This window comes from Pantoea sp. SM3 (genome assembly GCF_000963995.1).
GTDB classification, from domain to species: Bacteria; Pseudomonadota; Gammaproteobacteria; order Enterobacterales; family Enterobacteriaceae; genus Pantoea; species Pantoea rwandensis_B.
Genome location: NZ_JZRD01000015.1, coordinates 57,373 through 73,887, shown reverse-complemented (window position 1 = coordinate 73,887; position 16,515 = coordinate 57,373). Strand labels below are relative to the sequence as shown.

At 52.2% G+C, this 16,515-nt stretch carries 17 protein-coding genes; 13 read left to right on the top strand and 4 right to left on the bottom strand.

Annotation, left to right across the window (positions count from 1 at the left end; all coding sequences use genetic code 11):
• The first annotated feature begins 140 nt into the window (after window positions 1–140).
• The 7 genes from VI01_RS09795 (at window position 141) to VI01_RS09755 (ending at window position 8,565) form a co-directional block, all read left to right on the top strand.
• A complete protein-coding gene (locus tag VI01_RS09795) occupies window positions 141–884 on the top strand; it encodes a DeoR/GlpR family DNA-binding transcription regulator (protein WP_045814985.1) in 744 nt (247 codons plus the stop codon).
• Between the two features lie 16 nt (window positions 885–900).
• Entirely contained in the window at window positions 901–1,977 is a 1,077-nt protein-coding gene (locus VI01_RS09790) for an oxidoreductase (protein ID WP_045814984.1), read from the top strand.
• Window positions 1,978–2,313: 336 nt separating this feature from the next.
• Entirely contained in the window at window positions 2,314–2,517 is a 204-nt protein-coding gene (locus VI01_RS09780; protein WP_034830833.1) for a type II toxin-antitoxin system VapB family antitoxin, read from the top strand.
• Window positions 2,517–2,894, top strand: coding sequence for a type II toxin-antitoxin system VapC family toxin (locus VI01_RS09775; protein ID WP_045814982.1), 378 nt, complete (start codon window positions 2,517–2,519; stop codon window positions 2,892–2,894). The genes VI01_RS09780 and VI01_RS09775 overlap by 1 nt, the downstream gene beginning before the upstream one ends.
• Before the next feature lie 972 nt (window positions 2,895–3,866).
• Window positions 3,867–6,077, top strand: coding sequence for a ferric-rhodotorulic acid/ferric-coprogen receptor FhuE (gene fhuE, locus VI01_RS09765; protein ID WP_052696992.1), 2,211 nt, complete (start codon window positions 3,867–3,869; stop codon window positions 6,075–6,077).
• Window positions 6,078–6,263: 186 nt separating this feature from the next.
• Window positions 6,264–6,851 (top strand): pyridoxamine 5'-phosphate oxidase family protein, encoded by a 588-nt coding sequence (locus tag VI01_RS09760; protein ID WP_231638489.1) that lies wholly within the window; start codon window positions 6,264–6,266, stop codon window positions 6,849–6,851.
• Between the two features lie 262 nt (window positions 6,852–7,113).
• Window positions 7,114–8,565: a sugar porter family MFS transporter gene (locus VI01_RS09755; RefSeq protein WP_045814980.1), complete on the top strand. Its 1,452-nt coding sequence runs from the start codon at window positions 7,114–7,116 to the stop codon at window positions 8,563–8,565.
• A 17-nt stretch (window positions 8,566–8,582) separates the two neighbouring features.
• Here VI01_RS09755 and VI01_RS25830 read toward each other — a convergent pair whose 3' ends face one another.
• Window positions 8,583–8,768, bottom strand: coding sequence for a DUF2256 domain-containing protein (locus VI01_RS25830; protein WP_075564094.1), 186 nt, complete (start codon window positions 8,766–8,768; stop codon window positions 8,583–8,585).
• Between the two features lie 133 nt (window positions 8,769–8,901).
• Here VI01_RS25830 and VI01_RS09750 point away from each other — a divergent pair, with 133 nt between their 5' ends.
• On the top strand, window positions 8,902–9,993 hold the full coding sequence (locus tag VI01_RS09750; RefSeq protein WP_045814979.1) for an NADH:flavin oxidoreductase/NADH oxidase: 1,092 nt from the start codon (window positions 8,902–8,904) through the stop codon (window positions 9,991–9,993).
• 19 nt (window positions 9,994–10,012) lie between these two features.
• On the opposite strand, the gene VI01_RS09745 is transcribed toward VI01_RS09750, so the two are convergent.
• Window positions 10,013–11,545, bottom strand: a complete 1,533-nt coding sequence (locus tag VI01_RS09745) for a PLP-dependent aminotransferase family protein (protein ID WP_045814978.1) — start codon at window positions 11,543–11,545, stop codon at window positions 10,013–10,015.
• Window positions 11,546–11,581: 36 nt separating this feature from the next.
• Between VI01_RS09745 and VI01_RS09740 the strand changes: the two genes are divergently transcribed.
• The 3 genes from VI01_RS09740 to VI01_RS09730 all read left to right on the top strand — a co-directional run bounded on the left by VI01_RS09740 (window position 11,582) and on the right by VI01_RS09730 (window position 13,027).
• A complete protein-coding gene (locus VI01_RS09740; protein WP_045814977.1) occupies window positions 11,582–12,352 on the top strand; it encodes an arylamine N-acetyltransferase in 771 nt (256 codons plus the stop codon).
• 91 nt (window positions 12,353–12,443) lie between these two features.
• Window positions 12,444–12,722: a type II toxin-antitoxin system RelE/ParE family toxin gene (locus VI01_RS09735; protein ID WP_045814976.1), complete on the top strand. Its 279-nt coding sequence runs from the start codon at window positions 12,444–12,446 to the stop codon at window positions 12,720–12,722.
• Window positions 12,722–13,027 carry a HigA family addiction module antitoxin gene (locus tag VI01_RS09730; protein ID WP_045814975.1) on the top strand — a complete coding sequence of 102 codons (306 nt, stop codon included), beginning with the start codon at window positions 12,722–12,724 and terminating at the stop codon, window positions 13,025–13,027. The genes VI01_RS09735 and VI01_RS09730 overlap by 1 nt, the downstream gene beginning before the upstream one ends.
• Window positions 13,028–13,192: 165 nt before the next feature.
• Here VI01_RS09730 and VI01_RS09725 read toward each other — a convergent pair whose 3' ends face one another.
• Both VI01_RS09725 and VI01_RS09720 read right to left on the bottom strand, forming a co-directional pair.
• Window positions 13,193–14,308: a metallophosphoesterase gene (locus VI01_RS09725; protein WP_045814974.1), complete on the bottom strand. Its 1,116-nt coding sequence runs from the start codon at window positions 14,306–14,308 to the stop codon at window positions 13,193–13,195.
• A 103-nt stretch (window positions 14,309–14,411) separates the two neighbouring features.
• Window positions 14,412–14,768, bottom strand: a complete 357-nt coding sequence (locus VI01_RS09720; RefSeq protein ID WP_045814973.1) for a MerR family transcriptional regulator — start codon at window positions 14,766–14,768, stop codon at window positions 14,412–14,414.
• An 84-nt stretch (window positions 14,769–14,852) separates the two neighbouring features.
• Between VI01_RS09720 and VI01_RS09715 the strand changes: the two genes are divergently transcribed.
• On the top strand, window positions 14,853–15,737 hold the full coding sequence (locus VI01_RS09715) for an alpha/beta fold hydrolase (RefSeq protein WP_045814972.1): 885 nt from the start codon (window positions 14,853–14,855) through the stop codon (window positions 15,735–15,737).
• A gap of 416 nt (window positions 15,738–16,153) precedes the next feature.
• The gene (locus VI01_RS09710) at window positions 16,154–16,456 is read left to right on the top strand and encodes a hypothetical protein (protein ID WP_045814971.1); all 303 of its coding nucleotides are present in this window, start codon (window positions 16,154–16,156) and stop codon (window positions 16,454–16,456) included.
• Window positions 16,457–16,515: the final 59 nt, after the last annotated feature.

Sequence of the window (16,515 nt, the reverse complement as noted above, 5' to 3'; positions counted from 1 at the left end):
CTTAACTGCTTAACTGCTTAACTGAATAGGCAGCGGACATTGTTGAGACGTCTTTTCACACTCTATCAAAACAATATTATTCGTTTTATTTTTGCTGTATTCTGCTGCATATTGCAATATTTTGCGGCTTTGAGGTTGGCATGCATAAAACAGCCAGACAAAAATTATTGATGGAACTGCTTCTTGAGCAAGGGCAGGTGGGAATTGGGCAGCTGGTAGATCAGCTGCAGGTTTCTGCGGACACCGTGCGTCGCGATTTGGCCGATCTGGAAAAACAAGGACTGGCGCAAAAAAACCATGGGGGAGCCGTGGCACTGGATCTGTCAGCAATGAATCGCCACCAGCGCAGTGCTCTTATTCCCGACGTCAAAATCGAACTTGGCAGGCGAGTGGCGGAAAAAATACCGGCAGGTGCCACGCTGTTTCTGGATGCGGGCAGCACAGTGCTGGCTGTCGCCACGCTGCTAAAAGGCCCAGCAACGGTCATCACCACATCCCTGGATATCGCCCATCACCTCAGCGACAAACCCGAAGTCGAACTCATTCTTTTGGGCGGCAAATGGGACAAGCAGCAACGGCTGTTTTCCGGCAGCGCCACGCTATCTCTGCTCGAGAAGTATCGTGCAGACATCGCCATTCTGGGTGCCTGTGCGCTGCATGCCCGCTTTGGACTGAGTGCCAGCCAGGAGGGTGATGCTGAAGTGAAGCGTGCCATGCTGGCAGCCAGCAGCGAACACTGGGTGGTGGCCGATCATATGAAGCTCAACCGCTGTGAGCCCTATTTGGTCGCACCGCTAACCGATATTCATCAACTCTTCCTTGACGCGCCCTGGAACGAGTTTGACGTTAGCGGTTCAACGCAGGTCAGCATCACACAATCTTAATGGCAAGGAGACAGAGATGAGTATTGAGAAAGAAATTAAAGTTGCGCTGATCGGTTACGGATTTGTCGGCAAAACATTTCATGCCCCTTTAATTCAATCCGTTTCCGGTTTGAAGCTTCATATTGTTTCGTCCGGCAGTGAGGAGAAGGTCAAAAAAGACCTGCCTGAGGTCATTGTTCTCGATTCTCCGGAAGCGGCCATCCAGCATACAGATATTGATTTGGTGGTCATCGCCTCGCCCAATGCGACTCATGCCCCTTTGGCTAAAATGGCGCTGAACGCCGGCAAGCATGTGGTGGTGGATAAACCTTTCACGCTGGACCTGCAAGAGGCCAGAGAACTGGCGGCACTGGCCAGCGAGAAGAAATTACTGCTTTCAGTATTTCAAAATCGCCGCTGGGATACCGACTACCTGGGGGTCAAGAAGGTCATCGATTCTGGCGCGATTGGTCAGGTTAAACATTTCGAGTCTCACATCGATCGCTTCCGTCCAGAGGTGCGCGATCGCTGGAGAGAGCAGGATATTCCTGGCAGCGGTTTATGGTTCGACATTGGCCCTCATGTGATCGATCAGGCTCTGCAACTGTTTGGGCTGCCTGAAACCATTGCTGGTGACATCGCCGTCCTGCGTCATGGCGGCAAAAGCAATGACTGGGCGCACGTTACACTGAGCTACCCGGAGCATAAAGTGATCCTGCATGCCAGCATGCTCGCCGCGGGTGGCGTGTCACGGTTTACCGTTCACGGGGATAAAGGCAGTATTGTTAAACCCAAAGCCGACCAGCAGGAAGCACAGCTCCTTGCGGGAATCGTGCCGGGCTCTGCGACCTGGGGCGAAGATCAGGATGATTTGATGGTTTTCGACAGCAATCTGCAAGTCACGTCAGTTAAAACGCCCAAAGGCGACCAGCGTCAGTACTACATTCAGGTGCGTGATGCGCTGGCGGGCAAGCAGGCCAATCCTGTTTCTCCCGCTCAGGCGATTGCAGTCATGGCGGTGCTTGAAGCCGCGGTGCGCTCATCGGAGACCGGCTCGGTGCAGAAACTTGCGCTGAGTGAAGCTGAGATTGGGGCGTTTTATCAACTGAGTTAACCGGGCTGCGTTTTCTGGACAAGCGCTTTTATACGCTGGCACAAGTCTGCCAGCGGTTTAGCGTGTCTGGCAAGCCTGTCATGCATGGAATTAATCGTGCCGCAATGGAATCTCACATCTCCGATAGCAGCGCGATTGATGTCCTGATCGTCTTCGCAAGATTTCAACCAGGACAATGAAGGGTGAAATTTAGTGAAATGTATGCGCTTAGCTACGAACATCATTGCCGTCGATGTTGCTCGCTTTTTACCAGAGTCATCATCGCGGTGAGAAATTGACCTGATTCATATTTTGATGCATGATGACATCAGTTTGTGAATCATATGAGGTGGCAAGATGCGTACTACAGTGACGATTGATGATGTGCTGTATGCTCAGGCTCTGGATATGGCTGATCCAGATATGGACAAGGCTGATATTTTCCGTGAAGCGATGAAAACCTTTGTTCGGGTACAAGCGGCAAAGCGCCTTGCTTCATTGGGTGGCGCCGCGCCTGAAATGGAAAGCATTCCCCGCCGTCGCGAGGAACCGTCTGCATAATGTCCATTCTGGTTGATACATCTGTCTGGGTAGATCATTTCAAAAACAGAAATGAAGAGTTAGTGCGGTTACTGAGCGGGGACCTGGTATTGATTCATCCAATGGTGATTGGAGAACTTGCCTGCGGCACTCCGCCAGCGCCCCGCGTGCGCACACTCCGTGACCTGAATCTGTTACCGCAATGCCACCAAGCCAGCATGAGTGAGGTGATGGCATTTATTGAAAATAAAATGCTGTACGGACACGGGTGTGGCCTGGTGGATATCACCTTGCTTGCATCTGCTCTCATTACCCCCGGAGCAACGCTCTGGACGCTCGATAAACGGCTCGTCAAGTTAGCCAATCATCTTAATGTAGGTTATCAGCCTGTTCACTAACCTTAACTTCATCGTTAAGTTATCCCGCCCACACAATCATAGCAAGATGAACCCGCCTTCATAGTCGCTAATAGTATCATAATCAATACCAATCAGACGTGTTCCGATATCCGCCGCTGCCAGTTCGGGGTTAGTCAATGTCACAGTGGTTGACTGCTCCCCGGCCAAAGGACGAGGAGCAGTCACCAAGAGATTGTGGATTGCTACAACAGCACTGAGGATGGGCTGCGTTGCTTTCCCTGCAATAAGCATCGTGCGCAGAAACTGAAAAAACTATTTCAGGTCAGTGTAGGTTCCTGCCTCTAAACCCCGAGGTCATCAATCCATGTTTTATGTTGTTACATAACATATCGTTATGATTTCACTTCGAGAGGGTTTAATTGGGTCAGTTTTGCGGTTATTTAACAATCATGAGACTGTCGTTGGGAACCTGGATTGAATTAGGGAATGAATCATTAGTGTGATTAAGTCAAATAAACGCCTTCCGGCCTGTATTGTCCATTTAACATGCGGGAATATAGATTAATGCGAAAGCGAAAATAAATGCGTTATTAATTATTTCATCGAGTCACCCTAAATAACTGTCTGTTGGAAGGTTGCTACGATATTTCAACATTTGAGACAGCAAAGAAATTGAATAAGTTTCAACGCTAAGGCCGATTTATTTTTACTATGTCCGTAAGGGATTATCACCTGAAGTAATAAGTTTAGTGTAAGTTCTGTTTATTTTTCGTCATTACCGTAAATAACTTGCTCAGTGAATCATAATAATTATAATTCTCATTCGCCTTCTTGAGGCGGGTGGGGAATCTGTTGCTGTGCGTCTCTTTCACGCGAAAGCGCTTCCTGCTGTAGTCGGATCTGAAAATAGGTTTTACAGGGAATTCTGTCTCAAATCCTGACGGAGTTGGGCGTTTGCGCATCTGAACACCCACCAGTCATCTCATTAATAACAAATTTCAAAGGATGATAATGTCTCGTTCTTCACGCCAGGCCAGGTTAATAAAGGCGAATAATAACGTCAGTGGCATCCAAACGTTGCCTGTACTCTCACTGCTGGCATTGGTTATCGCCACCGCACTTCACAGCCCGAACGTTTCCGCTGCTGAAACCAACACTCAGGAGCAAACGCTGGAAGTCACCGCGGCTGCCGGAAGCAGTAACAACAGCCAGGAAACGGACTACAACGTCCCTGTTACGCGTGCAGCGACGAAATTAGCGCTGACCGCGCGCGACACGCCGCAATCGATTTCTGTCATCAGCAAACAGCGTATGCAGGATCAGAAGCTGGAGACGTTAACTGACGTTTTAACCAACACCACGGGCGTCAGCCAGTTCAACTCAGGTGCCAACCGCAGCAACTTCTACTCTCGCGGGTTCATGATCGATAACTACCAAATCGATGGTGTGCCAGCACTGGTTGATAGTGCCTGGAATCTGGGTGACACCCTCTCAGATACCGCGGTGTATGACCGCGTTGAAGTGGTGCGCGGCGCGACAGGCCTGATGACCGGGGCGGGTAGCCCGGCGGCCTCAGTCAATATGGTACACAAGCAGGCAGACAGTAAAACGTTTCAGGGTAATCTCTCAGCCAGCTATGGCAGCTGGGACACCCAACGCTACGTTGCCGATCTTTCGGGTCCGTTGACCGAATCAGGAAACGTGCGGGGTCGCGTGGTGGCGGGCTATCAGGATGGCGACAGCTGGCTGGATCACTACCATACACAGAAGAAATTTCTGTATGGCACCGTCGCGGCCGATCTCACCGATTCCACAACACTGACACTGGGTTACGATTACCAGGAAACCAACATACAAGGTGCGACTTGGGGTGGCTTACCGACGTTCTACCTCGACGGCAGCAAAACCAATTACTCCCGCAGCACCAACATCGCGCCAGATTGGGCCTATAACAACAGTGATTCCAAAAAGGTGTTCGCCAGCCTGAAGCAGACATTTAAGAACGGCTGGGAGCTCAACCTGAGCGGCTCGCACACTGAAGCGACCATGGACAGTAAGCTGCTGTATATCGATGGTTACTTTGATAAATCAACTGGTATCGGTATTGGCCCTTATGAAGGCTATGATTTGTTAGGCGGCACCGGCTATAACACCGCGAAACGCAAAGAAGATACCGCAGACGCTTATGTCACGGGGCCGTATGAGCTCTTTGGTCGTCAGCATGAATTAATGGCGGGTGTCACTTATATTCGTCAGCACGACCGCTACGTCAGCGCTTCCACCAGCTTTACCTCGGCAGACGTGGGCGACTTTAACGACTGGGGCAACTATCCAGAACCGGATTGGGACGATCAGGCACTGTCTCAGGATAATGTGATCCGTCAGAAATCCGCGTATTTAGCCACGCGCATTTCACTGGCCGATCCACTGCATCTGATCCTTGGCGCCCGTTACACGCAATACAACGCCAAAACGCTGACGCAGAATACGGAGAAGAACAACATCACGCCGTATGCGGGCCTGGTGTATGACATCAACGACACCTATTCCGCGTACGCTAGCTACACCTCGATTTTCAAACCGCAGACTTATCGTAACGCGCAGGGTGCTTATCTCACACCTGTCACCGGTAAAAGCTATGAAACCGGGATCAAGGGTGACTGGATGAACAGCCGTGTCACCGCGTCGCTGGCGGTGTTCCGCATCGAACAGGATCACCTGGGCGCGACGGATTATGCGCTGGTTTCGGGCAGCACCGATTACGCCTATTACGAGCAGAACGGTACGGTGAGCAAAGGCGTTGAATTTGAGATCAACGGCGCAGTGACCGACAACCTGCAAATGACCTTTGGTGCAACACGTTACGTGGCGAAAGATGGCGATAATGCCGCGCTGAACCCAACGCAGCCTCGTACCTCACTGAAATTGTTCACCAGCTATCGTCTGCCGATGCTGCAGGATCTGACCGTGGGTGGCGGCGTGAACTGGCAGACGCACACCTGGGATAACGTGGCAGGTCCTGGCGGGACTTCAACGCTGTATGCAGAACAAGGCAGCTATGCGCTGGTGGATCTGTTCGGTCGCTATCAGGTCACCAAACAGCTCTCTGTGCAGGCTAACCTGAACAACTTGTTCGACAAAACCTACAACATTGATGTCGGCAGAAACACCGTGTACGGCGAACCGCGTAACGTATCCATCTCGGCGAATTACCGATTCTGATTCGGCTGAATTCTCCACGGAGAAAGGCCCTGGCATAATCTGCTGTCTGAACCCTTCGTACCTTGTGTGCGGAGGGTTCAGCGTCTTCAGTGTTTCCCCCCTTTTAAAGCTATTCCCGCAATACCTCAATGAAAGCGCACGAGTCCCTATACTTAACGTCATTCTTTACATGAGAGGGTGTGACTTTTGACAGCAGAACCTGAAAATATTGATGCCATGGCCTGGCAGGAACTCAACGCTGCAGCAAACGATCCCCATGCTGGGTTTCGCTATCTGAATGTCTGCACCATCAATAGTGAACTGAAACCGCAGGCTCGCATGATGGTGTTAAGGCGAACAGACAATTTAAAGCGGCTGCTTGAGTTTCACACCGATATCCGCAGTGCAAAATGGCAGGAATTAGCCATTAACCCCGCCGCAACGGTACTGAGTTTTTGCTCACAAACGCGCTTGCAGTTACGTTTGCAGGGGCATTTTAAACAATATGAACCAGCAAGCGCTCTCGCCGAGCAAACCTGGCTAGGGCTATCAGTCTGGACGCGCAGGAGTTATACCGGCGGGCCGCCCGGAGATGCATTGCTGTCTCAGCGCGAACCTGTTCGCCATACTCAAGATGAGGAGGGCGGGGAAGACGGTCAGCGCCATTTTGGTGTGCTGGTTTTTCAGGCGGAGTCACTCGACTGGTTTCAGTTACAGCGAAATGACAACCGCAGGGCACGTTTGATTTACACCTCATCGGGTATTCTGACATCCTTCCAATGGATTAACCCCTGAGGTTTGCTGCGCCTATTCTAAGTCTGTGCCCTTATCACCTTCGCAGTTCCTTTGTCGCGCAAACATCGCTTTTCGTGTGATGTGTATGCCGTCAATGGTCACGCTTCTATGAGGATTTGAAATCAGACGGTGAACCTGTCGCCAAAAAGACACCGGCTTAATGAATTACCGTGATTTAGATCTCATTTTTCAAATCTTGACTATACTCATACCTTTCTTTACACGGCCTGTGGCCGTGTTTTTGCAACCCATGGAAGCTTAAATGCAAAACCCTTCCCAGCCACCGTCTGATGACGGCGGACCTCTGAATTTCACTGTTAAGCAACGTCTGTTTTTTGTGGTGTTAGTTGCAACTATGGGCGCTCTGGCGTTCGGCTACGACACCGGCATCATTTCGGGTGCGCTGCCCTATATGACTCTGCCGATCTCGCAGGGTGGGCTGAATCTTACGCCTTTTACCGAAGGGCTGGTCACTTCCGCGCTCACGTTCGGTTCAGCCATCGGAGCCTTCGTTAGCGGCTATGTCTCTGACCGCTTTGGCCGCAGAATTACGCTGCGCAGCCTTGCGGTGGTGTTTGTGGCGGGTGCATTGGGCACGACCATCGCCCCTAATCTTGAAATCATGGTGGTGATGCGCTTTATCCTCGGATTTGCGGTGGGGGGAGGATCCTCAACGGTTCCGGTGTTTATCGCTGAGATTGCGGGTCCGAAACGTCGTGCGCCTCTGGTCAGTCGTAACGAGTTGATGATTGTGTCCGGTCAGTTACTGGCTTACATCGTCAGTGCGGCTATGAGCCTGCTGCTGCATGACCGGAGTATGTGGCGTTATATGCTTTCGCTGGCGATGATTCCCGGCATTTTGCTGTTTATTGGCACCTTCTTTGTCCCGGCTTCACCGCATTGGATGGTGGCCGAAGGGCGCGTCAATGAGGCGCTGCGTATCCTGCGTAAATTGCGAGAGAACCCGCGCGAAATTAAAAAAGAGATGGCGGAGATGCGGCAGAACGCGCGCGAAGCCCGCCAGGGGCCACCCGCTCGAGAACTGCTGAAAGAAAAATGGATAGTGCGACTGCTGCTCTTGGGCTGCGGCATGGGGATCGTTGCACAATTCACCGGTGTGAACGCCTTTATGTATTACACGCCTATCATTCTCAAAAGCACCGGTCTGGGAACCAGTGCGTCGATCGCCGCCACGATTGGCAACGGTGTGGTGTCGGTGCTGGCAACTTTTGCCGGTATCAAAGCCATCAGCCATTTCGGTCGCCGTCCTATGCTGATGACTGGGCTATCGGTGGTGATCGCCATGCAGCTGGCGCTGGGCGCTGTGCTGGTGCTGTTGCCGCACAGCTTGACGCAGAGCCTGCTGGCGTTAGCTTGCATCCTGGTGTTTCTGTTCTTTATGCAGATGTGTATCTCGCCCGTGTACTGGCTGCTGATGTCTGAATTGTTCCCGATGAAAGTTCGCGGAGTATTAACGGGTTCAGCCGTGGCTTTTCAGTGGGTATGTAACGCCCTCGTCGCCCTGGCTTTCCCGCCATTGCTGTCGCTGGTGGGGAATAATGCCTTCTTCATTTTTGCCGCCATCAACGTGGCCTCGTTGGTGTTTGTCGCGGTGATGTTGCCGGAAACTCGCGGTAAATCGCTGGAGGAGATTGAAGCCCATATGCGTGAACATTTTGGCGAGAGTCCTAATGAAACTGCGCCAACAGCGTAGCGCCTGAAATCCAGCTATCACTCGCTGCTGTCCGTGTGGCTTTTCGCCGCACGGCTGCAGCGCTCCGAGCAGTACTGCACCTCCTCCCAGCAATTCTCCCATTTTTTTCGACAGGTCATGGGTTTGTGACACTGTTTGCAATAGCGGACGGGCAGGTTTTGTTTGTTTCCTTTGAATGTTTTCGTCGTCAATGGATTTTCCATTATTAAGACTGCCGTTAACATGCGGATCTATACATTGTTTACGCTAACGGCATTGTTTACCAACAAAATGAGTTAAACGGTATAACCTTGAGTAATCAGCGAATCGCTGCTCTACCAACGATAAGGAATCGAGATGAGTCAACTATTTAGTGCCGTAAATATCGGAGAGCTTGAGCTGGAGAACCGCATTGTGATTGCCCCGATGTGTCAATACTCCGCCGATGCGGGATGCGCCAGCAGCTGGCACCGCATCCATTTAGGCTCACTGGCGCTGTCTGGTGCAGGATTGCTGATTCTGGAAGCCACCGCCGTAGAAGTGATAGGTCGTATCTCACCGGGAGATTTAGGGCTGTGGGATGACAAGACAGAAGCCGCATTACACAGTGTGCTTTCTGACATTCGCGCCTGGTCACCCATCCCTCTGGGAATCCAACTGAGCCACGCAGGGCGTAAAGCCTCATGCCGTGCGCCATGGCAGGGAGGGCATCAACTGCTGGAGAGTGAAGGTGGCTGGCAAACCGTTGCTCCTTCAGCGCTGGGCTTTGCAGAGCAGGATGCCGCTCCAACGGCACTGGATGAAGCGGGGCTGACACGCATCAAACAGGCATTTGTAAATAGCGCGAAGCGTGCGGTGCGTCTGGGTATTGAGCTGATTGAGATCCATGCTGCACACGGTTACCTGCTGCATCAGTTCCTGTCACCGCTGAGCAATCAACGTCAGGACCAATACGGTGGTTCGCTGGAGAATCGTTTACGTTACCCACTCGAGGTCTTTGCGGCGGTACGTGCTGCCGTGCCTGCTTCGATTCCGGTTGGTGTGCGTCTCTCTGCCAGCGATTGGGTAAAGGGGGGCTGGGATGTTGAGCAATCCATTGTGTTTAGCCAGAAGCTGGAAGCGCAGGGCTGTGATTATGTGCATGTGTCGAGCGGTGGACTATCACCACAGCAAACCATCACTGTGGGGCCGGGATATCAGTTGCCGTTCGCACGCGATATCCGCCAGCAAGTGAAGATTCCGGTTATCGGCGTGGGCTTGATTACCGATCCGCAACAGGCTGAATCGGTGGTGGAGCAGGGTGACGCCGATCTGGTCGCGTTGGCTCGAGCAGTCCTTTATAACCCACACTGGCCATGGCAGGCTGCTGCCGCGCTGAATGCGCAGGTCAAAGCCCCGTCACAGTATCTGCGTTCTGAACCGCATGGTGTGAAGGGGACGCTGGTTTAATTTGAACTCTACCGATGGCTCAACATTCTGAGCCATCAATTATCTCGAACCCCGCTGGGCGCGATGAAGTCGTGAGCTCGTGACAAATCGTGCCAATCTGGTCCACGGCATTGAGCAACTGAGTCGTTGGTTCATTCGCACAATTCAAACGCAAAAAGTTCTCTAACTCTGCCGCAGGTGAAAATAACGGTCCAGGGCTCACCCCGATGCCCAGCGCCAGCGCGCGACGATGCACTTCCAGCGCATCAACCGCTGGTGGGAGTTCAACCCACAGTAAAAAGCCCGCTTCTGGCGCAGTGACGCGCGTACCCTTCGGGAAGCTCGCTTCAACTTGTGCGATGACGGCGCGCACGCCATCCGCAACCCGCACTTTCAAGCGCCGCAGATGCCGATCGTAGTCCCCACTGGCCAGGACGTCGCTGGTGGCGGCTTCGAGTAATGGCGCGCCCGCCCAGTCGCCTGCCATGCGCGCCTGTAATACCTGGGTGTGGTAGCGCCCGGCGGCTATCCAGCCGATTCGCCAGCCGGGCGCGAGGGTTTTGGACAATGAACTGCAATAAATCACATTGCCGCTCTGATCAAAGGCCTTGCAGGCAGGTGGCCGCTGTCCCTCGCCGGCCAGATCGCCATACACATCGTCCTCAATTAACGGGATGCCCGCCTGTTCAAGCAATGCGACCAGTTCCTGCTTGCGCGCGACTGACATACTGGCGCCAAGCGGGTTTTGCACGGTAGGAGAAGCCAGCACGGCAGCGGGCCGATGCTGCTTAATGGCGTCAGCGAGCGGTGCCAGCAACAAGCCTTCTTTCAGATCGGTAGGGATTTGCAATGCCTTCAAGCCCAAATCCTCCAGCAGCAGGAGCGTGCCGAAGTAGGCTGGCTGCTCAATGGCAACGGCATCGCCAGGCTGGCACACGGCACGCAGTGCCAGACGAAGCGCCTGGGTCGCGCCAGCGGTGATCACCAGGTCATCGGCGCCAAAGCATGCTCCCCACTGTGCCGCGCGTGCGGCGATCTTATTGCGCAGATCGGCCCTGCCCGGTGGCAGGCTGTAACTTTGTCCATGGGCATCCAGACGACGGCTTGCCGATTGCAGCGCTCGCTGCAGTGTATCCGTCGGCAGCCAGTGGGGATCGGGCAGCGCTGCGCCGAGCGGTATCAAACGGGTTTCCGCACTGCTGAACAATGAACGCGCGACAGCTGCTAAGGTCACGGGCACGGGCCCCGACAGAGCACGCACAGGCAGCATCTCCTGTGAGATGTCTCTCTGGCAGACGAAGTAACCCGAGCGTGGACGCGCAACAATCAAGCCATCTGCTTCCAGACAACGCAGCGCTTCCAGCGCCGTTGGCAGGCTAACCTGCTCACGATCAGCCAGTCTGCGTGCGGAGATCATGCGATCGCCGGGTCGCAGCGCACCGGAGGCAAGGGTGTGTCGCAGACTTTCAGCAATGCGGCGGTAATGCGGGGACGATAATCGCAGGGCGGACATGTCGATCTGTACAGTCTGATTTTTGATGAATCTGACTATACAGACGATGTCGGGTGCCATCTATAGTGTCGAACATGAACCAGACAAGGAGGCACTATGCATTGCGATAATTTCGATCTTTCCCGCTATTTCCGCCGTATCAATTACAACGGCCCTGCGACTGCTCATTCCGACACGCTGCATGCCATCATGCGCCATCAACTGTTCTCTGTGCCTTTTGAGAATCTCGATGTGCAGGCAGGGAAAATCGTCTCGCTGGTGCCCGAAGACATTTGCGAAAAAATTCTGTACCAGGGGCGAGGCGGCTACTGCTATGAAGTCAACGGGCTGTTCGCCATGGCGCTGGAAGCGTTGGGCATCGGTTATCGTTTTGTGGCAGCAAGACCGATGTTCTATCCGGTGCGCCGTCCGAAAACCCATATGGCGCTGGTGGCTGAAGTTGATGGACGTGAGTGGTTGTGCGATCTCGGCTTTGGCAGCTACGGCATTCGTGCACCGGTTGCGTTAGATGAGCTTGATAGCGACATTAAGCAGGATTTTGACACCTTCAAACTCACTCGTGATGCGCATGGCGAGTATCTGTTGCAGGCGAAGGTGGAGGGGGAGTGGTGCAATCAATACGGCTTTGATTTGTCACCTCAGGAGTGGATCGATTTTGCCCCGGCGAATTACCTCAATTCTACGCATCCTGATGCGATCTTTGTGCAGAAACTGCTTATCGTGCAGCATCGCCCCGAGGGACGGCTGATCCTGCTGGGCGATATGTTGAAAACGGTCACAGCGCATGGCGTGGAAAAGCAGCAGTTAGCGGAAGGGGATATCGATGCTGCGGTGCAAAGCCGCTTTGGGTTGGCTAGCCGCGTATAGGTAAGTAGAAGCGACAACCTTTGTGCGGGGTGTTGCATGCTGTGGAACATGTGCTATGATGTTCCACATCAAGCAACAGTGAGATACAAGGATGATTAAAACCTGGCTACATAAGGGGCTTGAAGAGTTTTTCACTACCGGCTCGACACGAAAAATCAACGCTGCTCATGAGAAACGTTTACGTACACGACTTCGAGTGATTGATCTGGCGGAGAAAATTGAGGATATGAACCTCAGCGGCTACAGGTTGCATCCTCTCAAAGGTGACAGAAAAGGTATCTGGTCAATCACGGTGACGGGGAATTGGCGTATTACTTTTGAATTTAAAGATGGTGACGCTTACATTCTTAATTATGAGGATTATCACTGATGACTATGCATAATCCCCCCCACGCGGGTGAAATCATTTCCGATATCATGGAAGACCTCGATATTGGAGTGCGTGAGCTGGCACGTGCTTTGGCGATTGCCCCTTCTACAGTATCACGAATGGTTTCTGGAGTGACAGCAATTACACCTGAGATGGCCATTAAATTGTCGGCGGTCATTGGTAGTACACCAGCAATGTGGCTTCGCATTCAGGCGGCATATGACCTGGATAGAGCAGCAAGAACGGTTGATGTTTCGGTACTGAATACCCGCTATAAGCCTACCCCCCTCTGCGGCACCAAATAAGCATTTTGAAAATGCTTGTGGTGACAGCGCAGATTATTGGCCATATCGATAACATGACTCGTCCAGTAGAGCCATAAATCCTGTACATCAGACTTATGGCGCTTCATGTTCCTCATGATGCTGGCTATTCGTTCTGTATCGAATAGCCCGCTAATCCCTTCTCCATTACTCTTTTCGCTGCAGCGTAATTCGCGTGAGTTCTGAAGGCCGTCCCAATCGTATCGCCATTCCCGGCCAGAGCGCGGTGCCGTTATTGACATAGAGTTGCATGCCATCCACATCATAAAGCCCTGAAACAAAGCCCGCGTTGGGTTTCACAAACAACCGATCAAATCCGACGATCAGTCCGCCGTGCGTATGACCGGAGAGCTGCAAATCGACTTTATGCGTGGCGTTCTGATGCGCATTCCGCGGCTGATGATCCATCAATATCACCGGGGCATTAGCGGGAACACCTGCCAGCGCCTGCTCGAGATCGGGGCCAATAGCCTCTCTGCGGGAAGCTGAGACATCGGGCAGACCGGCAATCACTAGCTCTGCGTCTCCGCGCTTAATGATTGTGTGGCTATTGAGCAACGGCTGTAGCCCCAACGTCGCGAGGTGTTCGGTCCAGCGCTGCTGCTCAAAGAAATATTCATGATTACCGGTGATGGCATAAACACCGTCTGGCGCATGCAAACCCCTCTGTGGCGCTACGTCATTTCTGCGATTTTCCAGGGTGCCATCAATGACATCGCCCGTCACCAGAATCAGGTCAGCATCCAGCGTCATCGCCTTTTTCACCATGGCGGTGGTCCATGCGGCGTTAAAGAGTTTGGTGATGTGCAAATCAGTGAGCTGAAGCAATTGATATCCTTCAAACTCCTTCGGCAGGTTGTCGATGTAAATCGTCACCTCTTTCACCGGCGGTACACGAATGGCCTGGTGCACGCCCACGGTGGACAACCCCATGGCAAAAAGCGCAGCCAGATAGCGCACGCCGGGCGTAATCACCAGCGGGTGTCGGATCAACAGTGAAATCACTGTCACAACGTCAATCAGGAACTGGGTAAAGGCGAGGAGCAAAACCGTTCCGAATGCCCAGTTAAACAGGATAATCACCGCGCGTGGCATTTCAGGGGAAAAGATGCCACCCGGCGTAAATCGGCTGATCAACAAGTATTGTGAAGCCAGTAACACCACCAAAGATAAGATGATCTTTAACACTAATGGCATGGCTAATGGAAAAACGAAACGTGCGATCACATACCAACTCGGTATGCTGAAAATCAGATGAAACATCACTCTCTTCCCTGGTCGATAAGCACTGTATCAGTGCAAAATTGAACTCATCATTTTTGAGTTATGAAGGTTTAAAACGCATATCAAAACGAACGCTAAGGAACTACTTCGCGATGCCCTCAGCCAGAGTGGCCATCAATCGCACCCGCCGTGATTCCAACTCGCTAATCTGGCGCTCGATGTCCTCCAACCGCTTGTACTGCAATGCCTGGGTCTCTGGGCAGAAAGCCGCGCCTTCGACCGTCAGCATACAATCGGGAAAGGAGCAGATTTCGGCAATGCTAAAACCGATATTAATGAGCCGTTGGATCTGCCGCACCTGTGTTACGGCCTGAGGTGGAAAATAACGATAACCATTACAGGCACGTTTTGAAGTCAGTAAACCGTGCCGATCATAATGACGGATTGCCCGAACGCTGACGCCTGACTGCTTCGCCACCTCTCCAATCGCCAACTGCATAAATCATCTCCAATAGGACGCTTGACTCTGACACCAATGTCAGGGTTCAGGATAGCCAGGAATCATTCATATCAGGAGGCTTTTATGCTGTTACACATCTCACGCACGTTTTGTGCACTTTTAATCATGCTATTTTCTACCGCGCTGTTTGCGGCGGAAAAGAACTACATCGTCACCGCCCCCGATGGTGTGCGGATCGCGGTACAAGAGTCGGGTAATCCTGGAGGATTGCCGATTATTTTTATCCATGGCTTGTTAGGCAGTCATCTTAACTGGGAAAAACAGCTCAACGATCCGCAACTCCAGCGCTTTCGCCTGATAACGTTTGATCTTCGCGGGCATGGTCTCTCAGACAAACCGCAGCAGGCACAGGCCTATAGCGATGGCAAGCGCTGGGCAGAGGATCTCAGAGCGGTGATCGAACAAAGCCATGCCCGAAATCCTCTGCTGGTGGGATGGTCGCTCGGCGGCGCGGTGATGACCAACTATCTGGCGGCATTCGGTGACCAGCAGATCAGTGGTGCGATCTATGTTGATGGTGTGGTGGAACTTACCCCTGCGTTAATCCCCGCGCACGACAAGGTTTATCGCGTCATGGTCTCGGAAGATTTAAAAACGCATCTCGATGGTGAGAAAGCCTTTTTGCAGCTTTGTTTCTACCAACAACCAGACCGCATAACCTTTGAACGGCTGTTGTCTAACGCTGCAATGGCTGGCTGGCCGATGCAGCGTGCAGTGATGTCGATGACAATCCCACTGGCGCAGGCGCTCAAGCACGTTCGTGTACCGTTACTGTTTATTTACGGTGAGCATGACGCGTTGATTAATCCTGCGGCATCGCTGAACAGAGCGAAGCAGATGAATCCCGCTATTCAAACGCGCATTTATAGTCACTCCGGCCATGCTCCCTTTATTGAGGAGTCTGCGCGTTTTAATCAGGACTTAGCCGCTTTTGCGGCTGCGCTCTGATTTAGCTATAACCTCTCAAAATGAACAGGGTTCAGTGCAGGACGTGCTGAACTCTATTCAGAGGGAATGACAACTTGAGAGATGAGCAACGCATCAGGAATGCTTTTTCACAGGTATGTTCACCCAAGGTGACTAATAAAGCGACGCGGTAGCGAGGTTCTATTTAATCAGCAACGCTCAGAAATTATTGGCTGAAATTAATATTCATATTTATCAGCTGGATATTCATATAGCAGTGCTTTATCACTCCTGCATGACTTTCCCCTGACTGGCAGATAAATCTTCAAGGAAGTTTATTTACGCAATAACCAGATGATTTACTGTTTATTCCTGATTATTACCTCTGATATTATTATCGCCACCAGGACGACACAGTCCGTATGGACGATTCGAGCGGATGACATCCAGAGGTAACATTGGAAATAACCTACAGCATCGACTTTCAGTACAAACGACGCGGCGACGAAACGCCGAGTCCCGCAGGCAGCGTTATTCGCACCTCCGGTGAGGAAACACCGGTCATGTTCATTCCGTCAGTGGGTGACTTTGTGGAAATCGGCGGTAATCCAGATGAGGATGAAAGTCTCTCCTCTTTTCGGGGCGTCGTGATATCACGCTTTTTCCGTTATGACCGCCAGTCTGATCAGGAAGTCTTTTGTCACGTCAATATTCTGGTGGAAGAGTCGTTCCAGAATTTTAGCAACCTCGTCCGGGATTAAGTGTTGAGTGCTAGTGTGTCAGTCGTAGCATCATGGCTTGTCCGAAGACCGCAATGTTT